Source organism: Pseudomonas benzenivorans (assembly GCF_033547155.1).
In the GTDB taxonomy this organism is placed as follows: Bacteria; Pseudomonadota; Gammaproteobacteria; order Pseudomonadales; family Pseudomonadaceae; genus Aquipseudomonas; species Aquipseudomonas benzenivorans_B.
Map to the genome: position 1 here is coordinate 3,980,511 of NZ_CP137892.1, position 17,067 is coordinate 3,997,577.

Consider the following 17,067-nt stretch of genomic DNA (forward strand, 5'->3'; position numbering starts at 1 on the left):
GGCTCTTGCGCAGGCACGCGCGGACAACAGCGCGCCGGGGCAGCTGGTGGACGTGGTTTGAGGGTAAAACGAGGGGGTACTGCATGGGCGATCCCTGCCTAAACAACTTCTGAAGGCTGCTTCCGTAAAAGTGCTCTCGGCAACTCTTGCTAGGTGTACGCAGACTGAAGGCATTTTGCCTTATGGCCTTGTCCCATGAAATACAGAACAACGCTTTGTCGTTCTTGCGATCCATTGCCTGTGCCGGACTCTTACCAATCAGAGGTAGGCCAGTCTTGCGTCGGCGCATGGGCCAATTCGGCACCAGCGCCAACAGCAAAAGACTGTAGGACTGAAAATCCTACGCTCCAGGTAGGTAAAAAAATGCCGATCAATCGACCGGCCTCTTCTCTATCTCGCTGCCGCTGCGCTTGCTATCCAATCGTCGACCTCATGCTGAAGCCAGCGACTAGCTCGACCTATTTTCACTTGCCTAGGGAAGTCGCCCACCCGGATCCGGCAGTAGATGGTCTTGCGGCTCAGACCGACTTTGCGGCTGACGGCATTGAAATCTAGGAGAACCATCTCAGACATAGGTCACCTCCAGAATCGAGGTGACCGCAAGGAGATGTGAGTGCAGCTGTAGTGATGTTTTCCTCATGATGAACTACTCAGGCGGATCGTGCCTTCGAGGCATTAGATCTACTTTTCCATTTCCGCAGCGCATCAAGTAGACAACGACACAGCGGCAAACCATGGAGCTCCGCACAACCCCAATAACTGTATATTTACACAGTCACTCATGCCAAGCAATAAAACACTTGACTTCCCATAAATTATCCAGCTTCGAACAAATCCAACTGCTCAGCTTGATGCTCATCCTCCTCTTCACCATCGAGCAGGCAGCCCAGCGCAGCATCAAATGCCTCCATGGTCGGGCGCATCTGGGGTAATTTCGCTTCAGGGTTATTGCGGTAGTGCATCTCGACAACACCTGTTTGCCCGTGTGACTGCAACGCGTCACTATCGAAATCCTTGATACCGTTGCGCTGCATGAACTGCGTGCATGTGCGCCGGATATCACGCGGGGTAAATTTTGGCACGGGCTGGCCATCCAGCTTGGCATGCTCAGTCGCAAACCACTCGCTCACCGCATGAGACAAACTGGACGGGTGAATCGGCGTTTGCCCATCAATGCTCCATGGATATACAGCCCCTTGCGGCTGTAAGGCACGAACCTGCTCTAGCACCTGCAGTGCTCTGGCGCTTAAGGGAACAAAGTGAGGACGCTTTTTACCGCCTCGCCCTTTGCTATCGATGATCTTCAAGTACTTGCCTTGAAGGTTGTAGCTGGACCAGGGCTCACGGATGAACTGGAGAGGTCGCTGCCCTGCAGTAGCAAAAGCAAAGTGAAAAACACGAGCCATGATCGGCCCTACTGCCGCCCCAACCTGCGTTATGGTCTGCCAAAAATGCTTCAGCTCCTTATCAGTCAGAGCACGTTCGCCAGGCGTTGAGGAATTCGGGACAGTCACTGGGTCCGCAGGGTTCATCTGGAGTCCGTAGCTTTTATTACTGCTTCGGTCGATATGATGCTCCGCTCTCAGGCCAAAGTTGAAAGCCGCTACGAGAAACGAACGAACCTTACCAGTCTGACGCTCCGCTCCTCGCTCCCAGATTGGTTTCAGCAGCAGATTCACATGCTCTGGCCTGACATCCTTAGCTTTCATAGCCATGACATTGATTCTCTGTTCTTGGCCATCGTCGGCCACGGAGAACACCTTTTCACCCTCTAAATCGTTACGCAGCACGCGCTCAAACTCATCGAGTTGCTGGACTGAAACACCGTTGCGCCTCCGATCTTCAATGTAGTCCCGAAATAGCTCAGAAAGAGTGCCTTTTGATGCTTCGATCTCGGCGAGACGCTGCTGCTCGTGCAGCTGGCGTTGGTGCTCAGCCTGCCGGGCCTCTTCTTCAGCGACACACTTGGCTTGATAGGCTTTGATGTCACCATGCTCTGCCGCAATCTTTGCAAACCGGACAGCTTGCTCGCGAATCTCAGTAAGAGATAGACCAGGGCTCTTCGGTGTTTTCTTGAAGACACCTACCTTGACCTTCTGCCCACCTTCACCACGGCGGCGGTAGTAGGCTTCAATGACCCCTGAGGCACGGCACTCGAACAAGATTGATCCGCTACCACGGCCTGGTAGCGAATCGGTGGCAGTCTGACCAGGCCTAAGCGCCTTCAGCTCCACATCTGTCAGAAATTTCCTACTACTCGCCTTGCCCGATGCCTCTGCCATTTTTGCGTACCGTTTTGCGTACCGTTTTTAAGGGCATGACCCGCCACACCCGGAACCAAGGGGAAACACCTAACCCCTTGATTTCAGGATAACGCGCTAAATCGGCTTTTTTCGGGAGACGGCGGGAAACGACCAGAAACGTGCTTTTTACTGCCTCATAATCCTTTGGTCCACGGTTCGAGTCCGTGTGGGCCCACCATCCAACGCAAAGATGCAGGCCGGCCTCCACGCCGGCCTTTTTCTTTTCTGCGGGAAAGTTCGGGCCGGCTCGCGCCGCCTTGCCGCTGGGACCGGACGCCGCCCATAATCGTTCGCTTCTCCCTGCCGGACTTCCCAGCCATGGCGATCTCCCGCGACGATCTCGACCAGCACGGCCTGATCATCGGCGCCTCCCCGGAGCGTTTCCGCGCCCTGGCCATGCCGCTGCTGTTCGATCACCTGAACGCCCAGTGCGAGGGCACCATCGCGGTCAATCGCCAGGCGCGCATCGTCTGGATCAACGACAAGTACGCGGAAAAGATCGGCATCGACGACCCGCGCAGCGTGCTGGGCAAGGAGGTCGAGCAGGTGCTGCCGGCCAGTCGCCTGCGCGAGGTGGTGGAAGGCGGCCTGCCGAGCATGCTCGACCTGATGGCCTTCGGCGACGAGCACTTCGTGGTCACCCGCATCCCCCTGCGCGACGCGGACGGCACCCTGGTCGGCGCCCTGGGCTTCGTGCTGTTCGACCGGGCGCGCCACCTCAAGCCGCTGATGGCCAAGTACAACGGCCTGCAGAGTCAGCTGCTGGCGACCCAGCAGGAGCTGGCCAAGGCGCGCCGCGCCCGCTACACCATCGCCGGTTTCATCGGCGCCAGCGCGGCGGCCGCCGAGGTCAAGCGCCAGGCCCGGCGCGCCGCGCAGCTGGACGCCACTGTGCTGCTGCGCGGCGAGACCGGCACCGGCAAGGAACTGCTGGCCCAGGGCATCCACAACCTGTCGCCGCGGGCCAACGGCCCCTTCGTCGCGGTCAACGTCGCCGCCATTCCCGAGACCCTGGTGGAGGCCGAGCTGTTCGGCACCGCGCCGGGCGCCTTCACCGGCGCCGAGCGCAAGGCGCGCCAGGGCAAGTTCGAGCTGGCCAACGGCGGCACCCTGTTCCTCGACGAGATCGGCGACCTGCCGCTGCCGCTGCAGGCCAAGCTGCTGCGGGTGCTGCAGGAACAGGAGATCGAGCCGCTGGGCTCCAACCAGGTCAAGGCGCTGAACGTGCGGGTGATCGCCGCCACCCATATCGACCTGGAGGCGCGGGTCGCCGCCGGCCAGTTCCGCGACGACCTCTACTACCGCCTCAACGTCCTGGCCCTGCGCCTGCCGCCGCTGCGCGAGCGCCGCGAGGACATCCCGGCGCTGGTCGAGCACCTGCTCGACGACATCGCCAACCGCTCCGGCCAGGCGCCCATGGAACTCGCCGCGGACGCCCTGGCCCTGCTCGCGGCCCAGCCCTGGAGCGGCAACGTGCGTGAGCTGCGCAACCTGCTCGAGCGGGTCCAACTCGACGCCGAGGACGGCCTGCTCGATGCGGCGCGCCTGGGTGCCCTGCTGGGGCAGCCACGGGTCGCCGCCCCGCCTGCCCCGACGAGCGCGCCGCCCCCGGCCGCCGAGATCGAGACGCTGGCACAGAGCCTGGCCGCCGCAGAGCGCAGCGCCATCGAACGCGCCCTGAGCGCCAGCGGCGGCAACCGCCAGCTGGCGGCCGCGCGCCTGGGCATTTCCCGCGCCGGCCTGTACACCAAGCTGGCGCAGCATGGGCTAGGCCGGCACGGTTGAGGCCCGGGTTGCGGCTCGCCGCCTGGCGGCACCCAACCCAGGGCCGCAGAACGCCGCACGGCCCAACCCTGGGAGTCCAGAACCCTGGAATCCATCGTCGGGCATCGCTCCAGAATCCTGGACACATTCCAGAACTCTGGACAGCGCGGCACCCGAACGCGCCGCCCAAAGGACTCCGTCAATCCCGCCGAGAGGGCCATTGCAGAGCGGCTCGGCGGCATTCGACGCGAGCCGCCATCGCACCTGGCACGACTCTGGCTCTATACCCGACAAAGGCGCACTGCCCCGTATCGCGCCTTGCCACGTAACGGCCACGAGCCGCTAGAACAACAACAAAAGGAATCACCCATGGGAACCCTAGGTATCCTCATTTCCCTCGCCCTGCTGATGTACTTGGCCTACCGCGGCCTCAACGTGCTGATCCTCGCCCCGCTGCTGGCGCTGCTGGCCCTGCTGTTCGCCGGCGACATCGCCCTGTTACTGCCCACCTACACCCAGGTGTTCATGAAGGCCATGGGCGGCTACGTCATCCAGTTCTTCCCGCTGTTCCTGCTCGGCGCGCTGTTCGGCAAGCTGATGGACGACTCCGGCTCGGCCCGCGCCATCGCCCACGGCATAGTCGCCAAGGTCGGCAGCCAGCGGGCCATCCTCGCCATAGTGCTGGCCTGCGGCATCCTCACCTACGGCGGGGTGTCGCTGTTCGTGGTGGCCTTCGCCGTGTACCCGATCGGCGCCGCGCTGTTCCGCGAGGCGGGCATCCCCAAGCGCCTGATCCCCGGCGCCATCGCCCTGGGTTCCTTCACCTTCACCATGACCGCGCTGCCCGGCACCCCGGCGATCCAGAACGCCATCCCCAACCCCTTCTTCGGCACCGACGCCTTCGCCGCGCCGGGCCTGGGGCTGATCGCCGGACTGATCATGTTCGCCCTCGGCAGCTGGTGGCTGAGCGCCCAGGCGCGCAAGCTGATGGCCGCCGGCGAGGGCTACGGCGCGCACGCCGACGAAGCCGTGACGCAGGACAGGGGCGACATCCCCGGCTTCTGGCTGGCGCTGCTGCCGATCCTGCTGGTGATAGCCCTGAACTTCGTCATGGCCAAGCAGGTGCTGCCCGGCATCGACGCCAGCTTCCTGGCCAGGCCGGAGTACGGCGGCCTGCAGGACGCCAAGTCGCTGATCGGCATCTGGTCGATCATCGTCGCCCTCGGCGCCGCCATCCTGCTGCTGGTGGCACTGCACTGGCGGCGCTGGCTGGACCTGCGGCAGAGCGTCAACGACGGCGCCTTCGGTTCCATGCTGCCGATCCTCAACACCGCCGCCGAGGTGGGCTACGGCACGGTGATCGCCTCGCTGGCCGGCTTCGTGGTGATCCGCGACCTGGTCCTGGGGGTGTCGAGCAACCCGCTGGTGTCCGAGGCGGTGGCGGTGAACATCCTCGCCGGCATCACCGGCTCGGCCTCCGGCGGCATGTCCATCGCCCTGAAGACCCTCGGCGAGCAGTACCTGACCCTGGCCACCGCCGCCGGCATCAGCCCTGAGCTGCTGCACCGGGTCGCCGCCATGGCCTCGGGCTGCATGGACACCCTGCCGCACAACGGCGCGGTGATCTCCTTGCTGGCGATCTGCAAGCTCAGCCACCGCGAGTCCTACAGGTTCATCTTCGTCAACACCGTGGCCTTCCCCATGGTCGCCCTGGTGGTGGTCATCACCCTGGGCACCCTGTTCGGCAGTTTCTGAGGTTCGTGCAATGAGCAAGATCATGAGCGCCGCCGAGGCGGTGGCGCGCATCCCCGACCAGGCCAACCTGGCCACCGGCGGCTTCGTCGGTATCGGCTTCGCCGAGCAGGTCGCCATCGCCCTGGAGCGGCGTTTCCTGGCCGAGCAGGCGCCGCGCGACCTCACCCTGGTGTATGCCGCCGGCCAGGGCGACGGCCGCGGCCGCGGCCTCGACCACCTGGCCCACGAGGGCCTGGTACGGCGGGTGATCGGCGGCCACTGGGGGCTGGTGCCGGGGCTGCAGAAGCTGGCGGTGGACAACCGCATCGAAGCCTACAACCTGCCCCAGGGGGTGATCTCCCAGCTGTTTCGCGACATCGCCGCGGGCAAACCGGGGCAGCTGTCGCGGGTCGGCCTGGGCACCTTCGTCGACCCGCAGTTCGGCGGCGGCAAGCTCAATGCTTGCACCACCGCGGACCTGGTGCGGCGCCTACCGATCGACGGCGAGGACTACCTGTTCTACCAGGCCTTCCCCATCGATGTCGCCATCATCCGCGCCACCAGCAGCGACCCCGACGGCAACCTCAGCTTCGAGCGCGAGGCGCTGACCATCGAGAGCCTGGCCATCGCCATGGCCGCGCACAACAGCGGCGGCCTGGTGATCGCCCAGGTCGAACGCCTGGTCGAGCGCGGCTCGCTGAACGCCCGTGCGGTGAAGGTGCCCGGCATCCTGGTCGACTGCCTGGTGCTGGCCGAACCGAAGAACCATCAGCAGACCTTCGCCACCGCCTACAACCCGGCCTTCGCCGCCGAGACCCGGGTGCCCATGGACAGCCTGGCGCCGCTGCCGCTGGACGTGCGCAAGCTGATCGCCCGCCGCGCCGCCCAGGAGCTGACGGCCGGCGCCGTGGTCAACCTCGGCATCGGCATGCCCGAGGGCGTGGCGGCGGTGGCCGCCGAGGAAGGGGTGATCGAGCGCCTGACCCTGACCGCCGAACCCGGGGTGATAGGCGGCGTGCCGGCCTCCGGGCTGGACTTCGGCGCGGCCAGCAACCACAGCGCACTGATCGACCAGCCCTACCAGTTCGACTTCTACGACGGCGGCGGCCTCGACCTGGCGGTGCTCGGCCTGGCCCAGGCCGACGCCGCCGGCAACCTCAACGTGTCCCGGTTCGGTTCGCGCCTGGCCGGCGCCGGCGGCTTCATCAATATCAGCCAGAACGCCAAGCGCGTGGTGTTCGTCGGCACCTTCAGCGCCGGCCCCCAGGACATCCGCGTCGAGGACGGCCGCCTGCGCATCGTCGAGGACGGCCGGCTGCGCAAGTTCGTCGCCGCGGTGGAACACCGCACCTTCGCCGGCCGCCTCGCCGCCGAGCGCGGCCAGGCGGTGCTCTACGTCACCGAGCGCTGCGTGTTCGCCCTGACCCGCGACGGCCTGGAGCTGGTCGAGATCGCCCCCGGCGTGGACCTGGAGCGCGACATCCTCGCCCGCATGGACTTCCCCCCCATAGTGCGGGCGCCCAGGTCGATGGACCCGCGGCTGTTCCAGCCCGGGCGCCTGGGCCTGGAGCAGAGCCTGTAAGCCTTGAGCGAAAGCGCGGGTCCGCCCCTTGGGCCCGCGCTCTTTTTCCGCTTTCCCGGCTTGCCTCCGCCACGGCGCGGCGCCAATGGCCGCAGAGGCAGGCGAGGCCATGCCCTCAGCGCCCGACGGCCTGCAGCAGGAAGTCGATGAACACCCGCACCCGCAGCGGCAGATGGCGGCCGCTGGGATAGATCAGGGAAAACGGCCGGCTGCAGCCGCCATGGTCCTGCAGCACCTGCTGCAGGCGCCCGGCGCGCAGGTCGTCCTCGACGATGAAGCGCATCAGCTGGGCCAGCCCGGCGCCGCTGCGGGCCAGGGTGGCGCAGGCGAGGATGTCCTGGGCGCAGCAGTAGTCGCCCTGGGTGTAGCGCTCGACCTCGCGGCCCTGCTCGCGGAACAGCCAGGGCACCGGTCGACCGCTGCTGGGCAGGCGGAACTGGATGCACTGGTGCCCGTCCAGATCGGCCGGGCTCTGCGGCGTACCGGCCTGGCGCAGGTAGTCCGGGTTGGCCACCACCACCAGCGGCGCGTCTTCCAGGGGCCGGGCGATCAGGCTGGAATCGGCCTGGGCGCGGGCGCGGATGGCCAGGTCGAAGGCTTCGCTGGTGAAGTCGACGTTGCGGTTGCTCAGCTCCACTTCGACGCGCACCTGCGGGTAGCGGGCGCGGAAGGCCGGCAGCAGCGGCAGCACCCGGTAGTGGCCGTAGGTGGTGGGCAGGCTGATGCGCAGCAGGCCGGCCGGCTCGCTCTGCCGGCCGCTGACCAGGCGCTCGGCCTCGCCGAGCTGGGCCAGGGCCTGGCGGCACTGCTGGAAATAGTCGCTGCCGGCCTCGGTCAGGCTGACCCGGCGGGTGGTGCGGGTGAACAGGCGCACCCCCAGCCGCGCCTCCAGCCGCGCCACCGAGCGGCTGACCGCCGCCGGGGTGATCCCGGCCGCCTGGGCGGCGGCGGTGAAGCTGCCCAGCTCGGCCGCCAGGCAGAACAGCTCCATGCTGCCGAGCAGTACCCCGCCGAATTGTCGCTGCATGATTGATTACATCCTGTATCAGGTGAAATGCCAGGCCCGGTATTTATCGGATAGGCCGTCACAAATAACCTGAATCCGCTGTGTTTATCCACCCCTGCGGAGAATCGTCATGAAGCTGTTCTACACCCCCGGCACCTGCTCCCTGGTCGCCCACATCCTGCTGCACGAAACCGGCCTGCCCTGCACCCTGGAGCGGGTCGACCTGGCCAGCCACCGCACCGCCGCGGGCGAGGACTTCCGCGCCCTCAACCCCAAGGGCTATGTGCCGCTGCTGCAGCTGGACGACGGCCAGCTGCTCAGCGAGGGACCGGTGATTGCCCAGTATCTCTGCGAACGGGCCGGCCGCCACGACCTGCTGCCGGCGAGCGGCGATCCGGCGCGCTACCGGGTGCTGGAGTGGCAGGCCTATATCAGCAGCGAGCTGCACAAGTCCTTCTCGCCGCTGTTCAATCCGGCCCTGGACGAGAGCGCCAAGGCGCTGCTGCGCACGGCCCTGCTGCACAAGTTCGCCTGGCTGGCCGAGCGTCTGGGCGAGCGCGCCTACCTGTGCGGCGAGCGCTTCACCCTGGCCGACGCCTACCTGTTCACCGTGGCCCGCTGGGGCGCCCTGGTCGGCCTCGACCTGAGCGGTCTGGCGCCGCTGCAGCGCTACCTGGCCGGCATCGGCGAACTGCCGTCGGTACGCGCGGCCCTGGCGGCCGAAGGCCTGCAACCCTGATGCGCGAGGTAGCCCAGATGTGGCGCGATACCGAAGTTTCCCGGCGCCTGCAGCTGGCGGCGCCGATCATCCAGGGGCCGTTCGGCAGCGGCCTGTCCTCGGTGGCACTGACCGCGGCGGTGAGCGAGGCCGGCGGCCTCGGCTCGTTCGGCGTGCACCACCTGGACGGCGCGGCCATCGGGCAGACCGCGGCGGCCATCCGCGCGCGCACGGCCAAGCCCTTCGCCCTCAACCTCTGGCTGCCCCACCCCAGCGAGCAGCACGAGCTGGAGGCGGACGAATTCGACGCCGCCTTGGCGCCGTTTCGCCCCTACTTCGCCGAGCTGGGCCTGGAGCCGCCGCCCCCCGCGGCGGCCCCCTGGCCGAGCTACGAGGAGCAGCTGGAGGCCGTGCTGCAGGCGCGCCCGGCGGTGTTCAGCTTCGTCTACGGGGTGCCGAGCGCCGAGGCACTGGAGCAGTGCCGCCGCCTCGGCATCCTGACCCTGGGCACGGCCACCACGGTGGCCGAGGCCCAGGCCCTGGAGGCGGCCGGGGTGGACATGCTGGTGGCCAGCGGCTGCGAGGCTGGCGGCCACCGGGTGGCCTTCCTGCGCCCGCCCGAGGACGGCCTGATCGGCGGCCTGGCGCTGATCCCCCAGGTGGTGGACGCGGTGCGCATCCCGGTGATCGCCGCCGGCGGCATCGCCGATGGCCGCGGCATCGCCGCCGCCCTGTGCCTGGGTGCCCAGGGCGTGCAGATCGGCACCGCCTTCCTCGCCTGCCGCGAGTCCGGCGCCAGCGAGCTGCACCGCCAGGCCCTGTTCACCCCCCAGGCCGCCGACACGGCGCTGACCCGCGCCTTCAGCGGGCGTCTGGCCCGGGGCCTGCGCAACCGCCTGCTGACGGAGCTGGCCACGCACCAGGCGCGCCTGCCCGGCTACCCGGTCCAGGGCCAGTTCGCCGCGGCGCTCAAGCCGGCGGCCCTGGCCCAGGGCCGCGACGACCTGCTGGCGCTCTGGTGCGGCCAGGCCGCCGCCCTGCTCGAACAGCGCGACGCCGGCGCCCTGTGGCACAGCCTGCTGGCCCAGACCGACCGCCTGCTGGGCCGCTGAGGGCGGCGCCTAGCGCTCGCCGCGCTTATGCCGGGCGGCGTACAGGCAGATCATCTCCATGGCCAGGGTGGCGCCGGCCAGGGCGGTGACCTCGGCGTTGTCGTAGGGCGGCGCCACCTCCACCACGTCCATGCCCACCAGGTTGATGCCGCGCAGGCCGCGCAGTATCTCCAGCGCCTGGTGGCTGGACAGGCCGCCGCACACCGGGGTGCCGGTGCCGGGGGCGAAGGCCGGGTCGAGGCAGTCGATGTCGAAGGTCAGGTACACCGGCTGCTCGCCGACCCGGGCGCGGATGCGCTCGGCGATCTGCGCCGGCGTGCTGCGATGTACTTCGCGGGCATCCAGCACCTGGAAGCCCATGACGTCGTCGTTGGTGGTGCGCAGGCCGACCTGCACCGAGTGCGCCGGGTCCACCAGGCCCTCGCGGGCGGCGTGGTAGAACATGGTGCCGTGGTCGATGCGCGCACCCTCCTCGTCCGGCCAGGTGTCGCTGTGGGCGTCGAAGTGGATCAGTGCCAGGGGCCCGTGCTGCTTGGCGTGGGCCTTGAGCAGCGGGTAGCTGATAAAGTGGTCGCCGCCCAGGGTCAGCAGCGCGCAACCGGCCTCGAGTATCTGCTCGGCATGGGCCTGGATCGCCGCCGGCACCGCCTCGGGGCGGCCGTGGTCGAAGTAGCAGTCGCCGTAGTCGACGCAGGCCAGCAGGTCGAAGGGGTCGAACTCCCAGGGGAAATGCCGGGCCCAGGCCGACTGCACCGAGGCGGCGCGGATCGCCCGCGGGCCGAAGCGGCAGCCGGGCCGGTTGGTGGTGGCGGTGTCGAAGGGCACCCCGCTGATGGCCAGATCCACCCCACGCAAATCCCGCGTATAACGGCGGCGCATGAAGCTGGTGATGCCGGCGTAGGTCGGCTCGGCGGCGGTGCCGTAGAGGCTGTCGCGGGTGATGGCCTGGTCGTTGTCGAAGCTGTGATCCATGGTCTGGGTCTCCTCAATACTGGGTGCGGAAGGCGGTCCACAGGCGGGTGCGCTGGCGCTGCTGCTTGAGCGGCTGGATCTGCTCCGGGAACAACTTGGCGCGCACCGCGGCCGGCGGGTAGATGTCCGGGTCGCCGCGCACCGCCTCGTCCAGCAGGGGCGTGGCGGCGGCATTGGCGTTGGCGAAATACAACTCGTTGGTCAGCTCGGCGATGGCCTCGGGCTGCAACATGAAGTCGATGAAGGCGCGGGCCGCCTCGGGATGGGGCGCATCCACCGGTATGGCCATGGTGTCGAACCAGATCAGCGTGCCCTCCCGGGGAATGCGGAACAGCACCTCGAACGGCTGCTGCGCCTCGGCGGCGCGGGCCGCGGCCATGCCGGCATCGCCGGTGTAGGTCAGTGCCAGGCAGATCTCGCCCTTGGCCAGGTCGTCGATATGCCGGCCGCTGCCGACGTAGCGCAGGTTCGGCTGCAACCGGGCGAGCAGCTGCTGCACCGCCTCGAGGTCGGCGGCGGCGTTGCTGTAGGGGGCCCGGCCCAGGTAGTTGAGGGCGATGGCGACCACCTCCTGGGGCGAGTCCAGCACGGCGATGCCGCAGTCCTTGAGCTTGCCGGCGAATTCGGGCTTGAACAGCAGGTCGAGGCTGTCCAGCGCCACGCCGGGCAGCCGCCGCTCCACCGCCTGGCGGTTGAGGCCCAGGCCTACGGTGCCCCAGGTGTAGGGCACGCCGTAGCGGTTGCCCGGGTCGACCCGGGCCAGCTTGGCCAGCAGCTCGGGGTCGAGGTTGCCGGCATTGCGCAGCGTGCCGAGCGGCTGCAGCGCCTTGGCCTTAATCGCCCGCGCCAGGCCGCTGGACGGCGGGAACACCACGTCGTAGCCGCTGCCGCCAGTGAGCAGCTTGCTGTCGAGCACCTCGGTGCTGTCGAAGGTGTCGTACTTGACGCGGATGCCGCTCTCGCGCTGGAAGCGCTCGAGCGCCTGGGGCGCCACATAGTCGGCCCAGTTGTAGATATTCAGCACCCGCTCCTCGGCCTGCAGCGGCAGGGCACAGACCAGGAGCAACACGCTCGCAGCTAGACGCATGGCGATCACCTCGTTCGGATTGGCTCGGTAGGCCCATCCTGCGCCGGCGCTTGCTTCGAATAAATACGAAGTGATCTACTCTGACATCGACAGCCATCAATGCGTGAAGGCCATGCTCAGCCAAGTCCGCGACCTCGACCTGCAACTGCTGCGCCTGTTCCTCACCGTGGTGGAGAGCGGCGGCTTCAGCGCCGCCCAGGGCGAGCTGGGCATCGGCCAGTCGACCATCAGCACGCAGATGGCCAAGCTGGAGACGCGCCTGGGTTTTCGCCTGTGCGAACGGGGCAAGTCGGGCTTTCGCCTGACCCCCAAGGGCGAGCAGGTGCTGCTCGCCGCGCGCAAGCTGTTCGCCGCCCTCGAGACCTTCAGGGGCGAGGCCCAGGGCATGGCCGACAAGCTGCTCGGCTCGCTCAGCATCGGCCTGTCCGAGGCCCTCGACGACGACGTGCTGGCGCGGGTCGGCGCCGCCATCGGCGCCTTTCGCCGGCGCAACCAGGAGGTGCAGATCGAGCTGATCAGCGCCATGCCCGCCGAACTGGAGCGGCGCCTGCTGCAGGACCAGCTGCAGCTGGCCATCGGCTACTTCTCCGGCGCCCAGGCCGCGCTGGACTACCGCCTGCTGTTCGAGGAGCGCCAGGCCCTGTACTGCGCCGCCGAGCACCCCCTGTTCGTCCGGGCCGAGGTCAGGCCCGAGCAGCTGCGGGACGCCGACGGCGTGCACCACCCCTACCGCTACATCCTCCCCGACGAGCCCTGGCAGGCCGCCGCCAGCAGCGCGCGCAGCGAACAGGTCGAGGGCACCTTGGCCTTCGTCCTGTCCGGCGCCCATATCGGCTACCTGCCCCGGCACATCGCCGCCCCCTGGGAGGCCCGGGGCCGACTGCGTGCCCTGCTGCCCGAGGAATTCGGCTTCAGCGTGCAGTTCCGCCTGGCCAGCCACCGCGGGCGGCAGCCGAGCGAGGCGCAGCTAGCCTTCGTCGACGACCTGCTGGGCGCCTTCGCTCCTAGGTTCTGTACGAAAAGTCGGTGCAGGTAGAATCATCGCCATGATTGGCTGGAGGCCCACATGGCAAGGCGCTACGAACTCCCGGATGCGGCCTGGGAGTTGATCAAGGATCTGGTTTCCCCGGAACAGAAGATGGGCCGGCCTCGCAGTGATGATCGGCTGGTGCTCAACGGCATCTTCTGGATCCTCTGCTCGGGAGCCGCCTGGCGTGATCTGCCGGAACGTTTCGGCCCGTGGTCAACGGTGTATCAACGGTTCCGTGACTGGCGAGACGATGGCACGTTTGAGCGAGTACTTGAGCGATTGCACGTCCGGTTGAATCAGGAAGGCCTGATTGATTTGGATACGTGGATGATCGACTCCACCGCGGTGCGCGCAACCCGAGCCTCTTCTGGCGCCGGGAAAAAGGGGGGCCAGAAGAACCGGTAGACCATGCCTTGGGACGTAGCCGAGGCGGCCTGACTACCAAGATTCACCTGATCTGCGATGCCAATGGGATACCTCTTCGCTTCATGCTGACACCGGGGCAAGCCAGCGACATTGCACATGCTCAGCCGCTCTTGGAGCAGGTGCGTATCCCCGGAAAGTCGGGACGGCCTCGCAAGCGTTGTCGTTGGTTACTGGCCGACAAAGGTTACGACGCCGAGCATCTGCGCCAGTACTGCGACCGCTACCGCATGCAGCCAGTGATTCCGCAGCGCACCATGAAGCGCAAACCCAAGCCAGGACTACCTCGGCTATTTGATCGCCCGAAATACCGGCAACGGAACATCATCGAGCGGATGTTTGGCTGGCTGAAAGAGAGCCGGAGAATCGGCACCCGCTACGACAAGCTCGCCAGAAGTTTTGGCGCGATGGTCACGCTGGCTTGCACGCTGCGATGCCTACGGCAGTACTTTTCGTACAGAACCTAGGGCTTGAAGTTGCGCGCATCCCGGGCCCAGGCGTCCAGGGCCGGGCGGATGTCCTCCAGGCGCAGCTGGGTCTGGTCGTTCTCCAGCGGCAGGCCATGGCCCTTGCGCACCACCTGGGCGACCACGCGGCTGTCGCCGCCATCCCGCGCCTCCAGCTCGACGAAGATCTCGCTGTCCAGGTCTCGCGTGCCGGCGGCCGTGCTGGCGGCGGCGGCGACCAGGGCGATGGGTACCACCTCGTACGCCTTGAGGCCTTCGGGCGAGAGGTGGATGGCGCTGATCGCCGAGCGCAGCACCAGGGTATCGGGACCCGCCCGGGTGACGATGCGCAGGCGCCCGGCCAGCTCCCGCTGCAGCGCCAGCTGCAGATAGCTGGCGATCTCATCCAGCGTCTGCTGGCTGACCTGCGGGCTGGGTTGTGGACTGGGGTAGAACTGCGGTTTCTCCACCAGGACCGCGGCATAGCGCTGCGGGTCGAAATCCGCCGCCACCCAGCGCATGACCTTGGCGCCGCTGGCGGACTGCGCCGGCCGGAGTTTCGCGTAGTCGCCGAGAAATCCCGAATACTGCGCGGGCTGGGGGGTGTCGCTGGCGCACCCTGCGAGCAGGGCTGCGGCCAGGCCGGTTACCACTAGGGCTTTCATCTGCATCGCGGCAAGCTCCGTTGGCCTAAGCTCGCTTGACTCTAGACCAGGCCGACGCTGCCTGCGCCGGCGCAAGAGCAGACCGACAGCGCCCGCGGAGCGTCTACGCTGAAATGCAGCGGCAGTGCCGGGCGACAGGCCGGCAACCGCCCCCTCCCCACCGCGCAAGGAGCGATCGCCATGCTGGACTACTTCGCCCTCGGCCTGCTGGTTTTCGTCGGCCTGGTATTGTTCTACGGCATCATCGTCATCCACGACATCCCCTACGAGATCGCAGCCAGGCGCCAGCATCCCCACCAGGATGCGATCCACGTGGCCGGCTGGGTCAGCCTGTTCACCCTGCACCTGATCTGGCCCTTCCTGTGGATCTGGGCCACGCTGTATCGCCAGGACCGCGGCTGGGGCTTCGCCCAGACGCCGGCGGAGGGGGAACGGCTCGGCCAACTCGAGGCCCAACTGGCCGAGCTGCGCCAGCGGGTCAGCGCCTTGGAACAGCCTGCTGCCAGCGGCGCTGCCAGCCCCGACGAGCCGGAGGCCTGAGCCATGGACCTGTTGCTGATCCTGACCTATGCGGCGCTGTGCACCGCGATCTTCAAGCTCTTCCGCATCCCGCTGAACAAGTGGAGCGTACCCACCGCGTTCCTCGGCGGGGTGGTGCTGATCGGGACGCTGATCTTCCTGATGAACTACAACCATCCCTACTCGGAAACCAGCCGCCTGTATTTCGTCTCGACGCCGGTGATTCCGGTGGTCAGCGGCCAGGTGGTGGAAGTGCCGGTGCAGCCCAACCAACCGCTGGAAAAGGGCGACGTGCTGTTCCGCATCGACCCGCTGCCCTTCGACAATCGGGTGAAATCCCTCAAGGCCCAGGTCACCGCGGCCAAGGCCGATCTCTACCGAGCCAGCACCCTGGCCAAGCGCGGCATGGGCAACCGCCGCGACGTCGACGTGCTGAGCGCCCGGGTCAACGACCTGCAGGCGCAGCTCGGCATTGCTCAGTACGAGCTCGAGCACAGCGTGGTGCGAGCGCCGAGCCGCGGCTTCGTCACTCACGTCTCGCTGCGCCCGGGCATGTATGCGGCCAGGCTGCCGCTGCGCCCGTCCATGGTCTTCATCCCGGCCGAGGGTCACTACTACACGGCCTGGATGCGCCAGAACAGCCTGCTACGCCTGCGCGTCGGAGACGAGGCGGAGGTGGCCTTCGATGGCATCCCCGGCAAGGTCTTCTCCGCCAGGGTGAAACAGGTGCTCACGGTGATCGCCGAGGGGCAGGTTCAGCCCTCGGGTAACCTGACCGGCTTCAACGGTGCGCAGCCGCCGGGGCGGGTGCCGGTCAACATCGAGATCACCGATCCGCAGTTCGCCGCCTACAGCGCCGCCATACCGGGCGGCGCCTATGCGCAAACGGCGATCTACAGCCAGCACTTCCAGCACGTGGCGGTGATGCGCAAGATACTCCTGCGCATGTCGGCCTGGATGAACTACATCTTCCCCTTCCACTGACCGGCAGGGCATTCGGATACGGCCTCAGCGACCGCCAGCCGGGCGCCTGCGCGGCCAGACGCCGAGGGCGCCGGGCGGCGGTCTATAGTTTCAGTTCAGGCCCATTGCGTTGGCCCCCACAGACAGGAGCGAGGAGTCGTCATGAGCAAGGTCCATCACGTCGCCGTGCTGGTCGGCAGCCTGCGCAAGGCCTCGATCAACCGCAAGCTGGCCCTGGCGCTGGCCGAACTGGCGCCGGCCTCGTTGCAGCTGGAAATCGTCGAGATCGGCGACCTGCCGCTGTACAACGAGGACATCGACGGCGCGCGGCCGCCCGAGGCCTACACCGCCTTTCGCGGCAAGCTCAAGGCAGCCGATGCCCTGCTGTTCGTCACCCCCGAATACAACCGTTCGGTGCCGGCGCCGATGAAGAACGCCATAGACGTCGGCTCGCGCCCCTATGGCCAGAGCGCCTTCAGCGGCAAACCGGGGGCCGTGCTGAGCGCCTCGCCGGGGGCCATCGGCGGCTTCGGCGCCAACCAGCACCTGCGCCAGTCCATGGTCTTTCTCGACGTGCCGATGATGCAGCAGCCCGAGGCCTACCTGGGCGGCGCCGGCAGCTTCTTCGAGGAGGCCGGCATGCTCGGCGACGGCATCAAGCCGTTCCTGCAGAAGTTCATCGATGCCTATGCGCAGTGGGTGGAGCAGCACGCCAAGGGATGATCCCCGCTCGCGGCAGGGCG

The 17,067-nt window shown here is 67.3% G+C and carries 16 protein-coding genes; 10 read left to right on the forward strand and 6 right to left on the reverse strand.

The genetic code is table 11. The features are described 5' to 3' along the window. Nucleotides 1-390 precede the first annotated feature (390 nt). Together SBP02_RS18490 and SBP02_RS18495 are read right to left on the reverse strand one after the other, a co-directional pair. Nucleotides 391-573, reverse strand: a complete 183-nt coding sequence (locus SBP02_RS18490) for a helix-turn-helix transcriptional regulator (RefSeq protein ID WP_318643858.1) — start codon at nt 571-573, stop codon at nt 391-393. 242 nt (nt 574-815) lie between these two features. Then, nucleotides 816-2,162: a site-specific integrase gene (locus tag SBP02_RS18495; protein WP_318643859.1), complete on the reverse strand. Its 1,347-nt coding sequence runs from the start codon at nt 2,160-2,162 to the stop codon at nt 816-818. A gap of 459 nt (nt 2,163-2,621) precedes the next feature. Between SBP02_RS18495 and SBP02_RS18500 the strand changes: the two genes are divergently transcribed. The 3 genes from SBP02_RS18500 to SBP02_RS18510 all read left to right on the forward strand — a co-directional run bounded on the left by SBP02_RS18500 (nt 2,622) and on the right by SBP02_RS18510 (nt 7,383). After that, the gene (locus SBP02_RS18500) at nt 2,622-4,088 is read left to right on the forward strand and encodes a sigma-54 interaction domain-containing protein (protein ID WP_318643860.1); all 1,467 of its coding nucleotides are present in this window, start codon (nt 2,622-2,624) and stop codon (nt 4,086-4,088) included. Nucleotides 4,089-4,436: 348 nt separating this feature from the next. Continuing rightward, nucleotides 4,437-5,822: a GntP family permease gene (locus SBP02_RS18505; RefSeq protein ID WP_318643861.1), complete on the forward strand. Its 1,386-nt coding sequence runs from the start codon at nt 4,437-4,439 to the stop codon at nt 5,820-5,822. A 10-nt stretch (nt 5,823-5,832) separates the two neighbouring features. Next, nucleotides 5,833-7,383 (forward strand): acyl CoA:acetate/3-ketoacid CoA transferase, encoded by a 1,551-nt coding sequence (locus tag SBP02_RS18510; protein WP_318643862.1) that lies wholly within the window; start codon nt 5,833-5,835, stop codon nt 7,381-7,383. 115 nt (nt 7,384-7,498) lie between these two features. Here SBP02_RS18510 and SBP02_RS18515 read toward each other — a convergent pair whose 3' ends face one another. Beyond that, nucleotides 7,499-8,410, reverse strand: a complete 912-nt coding sequence (locus SBP02_RS18515) for a LysR family transcriptional regulator (protein WP_318643863.1) — start codon at nt 8,408-8,410, stop codon at nt 7,499-7,501. A 109-nt stretch (nt 8,411-8,519) separates the two neighbouring features. On the opposite strand from SBP02_RS18515, the gene gstA reads away from it, so the two are divergent. Together gstA and SBP02_RS18525 are read left to right on the forward strand one after the other, a co-directional pair. Beyond that, complete coding sequence (gene gstA, locus SBP02_RS18520) at nt 8,520-9,128, forward strand: glutathione transferase GstA (RefSeq protein WP_318643864.1); 609 nt, start codon at nt 8,520-8,522, stop codon at nt 9,126-9,128. A 17-nt stretch (nt 9,129-9,145) separates the two neighbouring features. Then, nucleotides 9,146-10,219, forward strand: coding sequence for an NAD(P)H-dependent flavin oxidoreductase (locus SBP02_RS18525; RefSeq protein ID WP_318643865.1), 1,074 nt, complete (start codon nt 9,146-9,148; stop codon nt 10,217-10,219). A 9-nt stretch (nt 10,220-10,228) separates the two neighbouring features. On the opposite strand, the gene speB is transcribed toward SBP02_RS18525, so the two are convergent. After that, nucleotides 10,229-11,191, reverse strand: a complete 963-nt coding sequence (gene speB, locus SBP02_RS18530) for an agmatinase (RefSeq protein WP_318643866.1) — start codon at nt 11,189-11,191, stop codon at nt 10,229-10,231. A gap of 13 nt (nt 11,192-11,204) precedes the next feature. Further along, nucleotides 11,205-12,278, reverse strand: coding sequence for a polyamine ABC transporter substrate-binding protein (locus SBP02_RS18535; protein WP_318643867.1), 1,074 nt, complete (start codon nt 12,276-12,278; stop codon nt 11,205-11,207). Between the two features lie 112 nt (nt 12,279-12,390). Between SBP02_RS18535 and SBP02_RS18540 the strand changes: the two genes are divergently transcribed. After that, entirely contained in the window at nt 12,391-13,314 is a 924-nt protein-coding gene (locus SBP02_RS18540; RefSeq protein WP_318646375.1) for a LysR family transcriptional regulator, read from the forward strand. A 30-nt stretch (nt 13,315-13,344) separates the two neighbouring features. Next, nucleotides 13,345-14,198, forward strand: a protein-coding gene (locus SBP02_RS18545; RefSeq protein WP_318643868.1) for an IS5 family transposase whose coding sequence is annotated in 2 segments (ribosomal slippage) — nt 13,345-13,687 and nt 13,687-14,198 — 855 coding nt in all. Because the reading frame shifts where the segments join, the coding sequence is not laid out codon by codon here. Here SBP02_RS18545 and SBP02_RS18550 read toward each other — a convergent pair. Further along, on the reverse strand, nt 14,195-14,848 hold the full coding sequence (locus SBP02_RS18550) for a DUF3313 domain-containing protein (protein WP_318643869.1): 654 nt from the start codon (nt 14,846-14,848) through the stop codon (nt 14,195-14,197). The two genes, SBP02_RS18545 and SBP02_RS18550, sit on opposite strands and share 4 nt — an antisense overlap. Before the next feature lie 174 nt (nt 14,849-15,022). Here SBP02_RS18550 and SBP02_RS18555 point away from each other — a divergent pair, with 174 nt between their 5' ends. From SBP02_RS18555 to SBP02_RS18565, 3 genes are all read left to right on the forward strand, one after another. After that, nucleotides 15,023-15,382: a DUF3302 domain-containing protein gene (locus SBP02_RS18555; RefSeq protein WP_318643870.1), complete on the forward strand. Its 360-nt coding sequence runs from the start codon at nt 15,023-15,025 to the stop codon at nt 15,380-15,382. A gap of 3 nt (nt 15,383-15,385) precedes the next feature. Then, the gene (locus tag SBP02_RS18560) at nt 15,386-16,345 is read left to right on the forward strand and encodes an HlyD family secretion protein (RefSeq protein ID WP_318643871.1); all 960 of its coding nucleotides are present in this window, start codon (nt 15,386-15,388) and stop codon (nt 16,343-16,345) included. A 141-nt stretch (nt 16,346-16,486) separates the two neighbouring features. After that, nucleotides 16,487-17,047 (forward strand): NADPH-dependent FMN reductase, encoded by a 561-nt coding sequence (locus SBP02_RS18565; RefSeq protein WP_318643872.1) that lies wholly within the window; start codon nt 16,487-16,489, stop codon nt 17,045-17,047. The last annotated feature ends 20 nt before the right edge of the window (nt 17,048-17,067 follow it).